The organism is Leuconostoc sp. (genome assembly GCF_965300815.1).
Genome location: NZ_CBDKZH010000008.1, coordinates 1 through 3,033, shown reverse-complemented (window position 1 = coordinate 3,033; position 3,033 = coordinate 1). Strand labels below are relative to the sequence as shown.

Below are 3,033 nucleotides of genomic sequence, written 5' to 3'. Positions count from 1 at the left end.
ACCACGATGTCATTTTGATGTCTCAGTGTAATTAATTTTTGATACGTGTAGAAAACACTGTTGGGATCATTTAAAGCGGCTTCAACATTAATCTCAGGGTAATGGCTATTGACAGCAAGCCATGGGTCAACATCAGAGAAACCACCATTCGGGCTATTGCGCCAAGGGATAGGGCGTCGCGCATTATCACGACCTTTATGATTAATTTGATCAAGTATCGCATCATCAGATAGATTGCCATCTTTGCGTGCATCATGGTAATAGTTTAATGATTCAATATCGCGTAAATCTGAAATATCTTTGACTGGGGTATTGGTTAACCCAATTTCTTCACCTTGATAAATGTAAGGCGTGCCTTTCATCATGTGCAGCAAAATGGCCAACATTTTTGCTGACGCCACACGGTAAGTCGTATCATCACCCCAGCGTGAGACAATGCGAGGTAAATCATGATTATTCCAAAATAGTGACTGCCAACCCTCATCACTGTTGAGCTGTGTTTGCCATTTAGCCATGACAACCTTGAGTTTGCTCACATCTAATGGGGTATAAAACCATTTGTCTTGACCAGTTTCTTGATCGAGCGTGATGTGTTCAAATTGAAAAACCATTGATAGTTCTTGTCGATCAGGACGTGTATATAATTTGGCGATTTCGGGTGTTGCCCCCCAAGTTTCGCCAACTGTCATTAAATCGTGATGCGCAAAGGTGGCTTGGTTCATTTCTTTTAAGTAGTCATGGAGCTTAGCACCGTTAGCAGTTATCTTTTCATCTGGTATTTTACCTATCAAATCAATAACGTCTAAACGAAAACCACCAACACCTTTATCAATCCAGAAATTAATCATCTGATAGAGTGCTTGTCTGACATCAGGATTGGCCCAATTTAAGTCAGGTTGTTTTTGGCTAAATAGATGTAAATAATATTGATTGGTGAGGGGGTCTAATGTCCAGGCACTACCGCCAAATGCAGCATGTAGGTCATTTGGTTCTGCCTGCTGATGCGCATCACGCCAGATATAAAAATCGCGATAAGCGTTGTCGCGACTTTGTTTTGATGCAATAAACCAAGCATGTTCATCAGAAGTGTGATTTAACACGAGATCCATCACGATTTTGATATTTCTTTCACGCGCAGCATGAATTAAAGCTTCCATGTCGGCCATTGTACCGAATTCAGACATGATACTTTCATAATCACTGATATCATAGCCGTTATCATCGTTTGGCGAAGCATAAACGGGGGACAACCATATGGCGTCAACGCCGAGTTTTTGCAAGTAGTCAAGATGTGAGATAATGCCTTGAATATCGCCGATGCCGTCATGATTAGTGTCTTGAAACGAACGGGGATATATTTGATAGACAACGGCTGATTGCCACCAAGGTGCTGTCATAAAAAACTCCTTATTGATTAGAAATCGTCACAATAAAGCCATGAGGCTCAATGATTTGATCGTTGTATAGCTGTTCTAAAATAATGTGAGCACCATCAATTGCTGGTGGGATGGCATAATTGGTATGCCCAGCATTAAATATGGCGACGATTTTTGTTTGCCCCAGTTCACGCGTGAAGCTCACAATGTTTTTGTGATCATCTGTTTCCCAAGACAGTGTCCCTTCAGACAAGACAGTCTGATAATCATGGCGTAGCTGAATCAAGTGCTTTAAAAAGGCATACATTGATGCATCTTGTTCATCACTTTGCCAAACCATCGGTCGCCGATTATCGGGATCTTGTTGGCCGGTCATGGCATATTCGCTACCGTAATAGATATCCGGTGTACCTTGTTGTAAGAACATAAACGTATACATTTGTTTCACGATGGACTGATGATTGTTGGCAACGGTTAGAATACGTGGCGCATCATGCGAGTCAAGTAGATTAAACATGACTTGATTTGTTTGATCGCGATTTAGCATCAGTTGGGCATTGAGTTTATGGACCATTTGGGATGGTGAAAGTTGTTGCTTGGCAAAGAAGTCAACAATTGATCCTGTGAAAGCATAGTTCATGACGGCTGAAAATTCGTCACCCTGCAACCAGGATTGTGCACTTGTCCAAATTTCACCAAGGATATAAATATCAGGTTTGATGGCAGTTACTGCCGTGCGAAATTTTTTCCAGAAATGATGGTCAACTTCATTCGCCACGTCCAAACGCCAGCCATCGATATCAAATGTTTTAATCCAGTAGGTCGCAATGTCAATCAGATAATTTTGGACTGCTGGATTAGCGGTGTTAAGTTTGGGCATGTGTGGTGTGAAGGCGAATGTATCGTAGTTTGCGTCGGCAGCATACTCGAAATTATCAGTCGGCGTATAACGAACAGGGAAGTCATGAATAAGAAACCAATCAGCGTATTTTGATTGCCGACCATTAACCATAACATCTTGCCATTGTGGACTTTGATCACCGATGTGATTGAACACGGCATCAAGCATCACTCTGATTCCGGCGGCGTGGGCCTTATCAACTAATAATTTAAAATCTTCTTTTGTCCCAAATGTGGATCAATTTCAAAATAATCTTGCGTATCATATTTATGATTTGTCGGTGCTTTAAAAATAGGTGTGAGATACAAGCCGTTAATACCAAGTTGACTGAAGTGATCTAAATGGTTGATAATACCCTGCAAGTCCCCGCCGTAAAAACTTTCAGCGGTGGGATGATCACTTGATCGCCAAGGTAATGTTCCAGATGGATCATTGGTTGTGTTCCCATTGGCGAAACGTTCAGGAAAAATTTGGTACCATACTGTTTTCTTGACCCAATCTGGTACTTTAAAACGATCAATTTCTTGAAAATAGGGCATTTTAAAATAATTATTGGAACCCATCAAACCGCTGTCATCATTTTCAGAAGCTGTGAGTGTTTCAAATCCTTGATCACCATAAAAAACTGAATCGCCGAAACTGTCAGTTAAAATAAAGCCATAATTTAAACGATTGAAAGGCGCGGTTAATGATGCTTGCCAATATTGATGGGATTCAGTAACTAGTGTTTTTTCCATGACAACATCGACCGATTTT

General features: G+C 40.9%; 1 protein-coding gene and 1 pseudogene. Both read right to left on the bottom strand.

Annotation, left to right across the window (positions count from 1 at the left end):
- Positions 1–1,397 (bottom strand): alpha-glucosidase (locus ACW12G_RS01280; RefSeq protein WP_455647085.1); only part of this gene is annotated, 1,397 nt, incomplete at its 3' end.
- A 10-nt stretch (positions 1,398–1,407) separates the two neighbouring features.
- A pseudogene (locus ACW12G_RS01275) lies at positions 1,408–3,014 on the bottom strand (alpha amylase N-terminal ig-like domain-containing protein).
- Between the last annotated feature and the right edge of the window lie 19 nt (positions 3,015–3,033).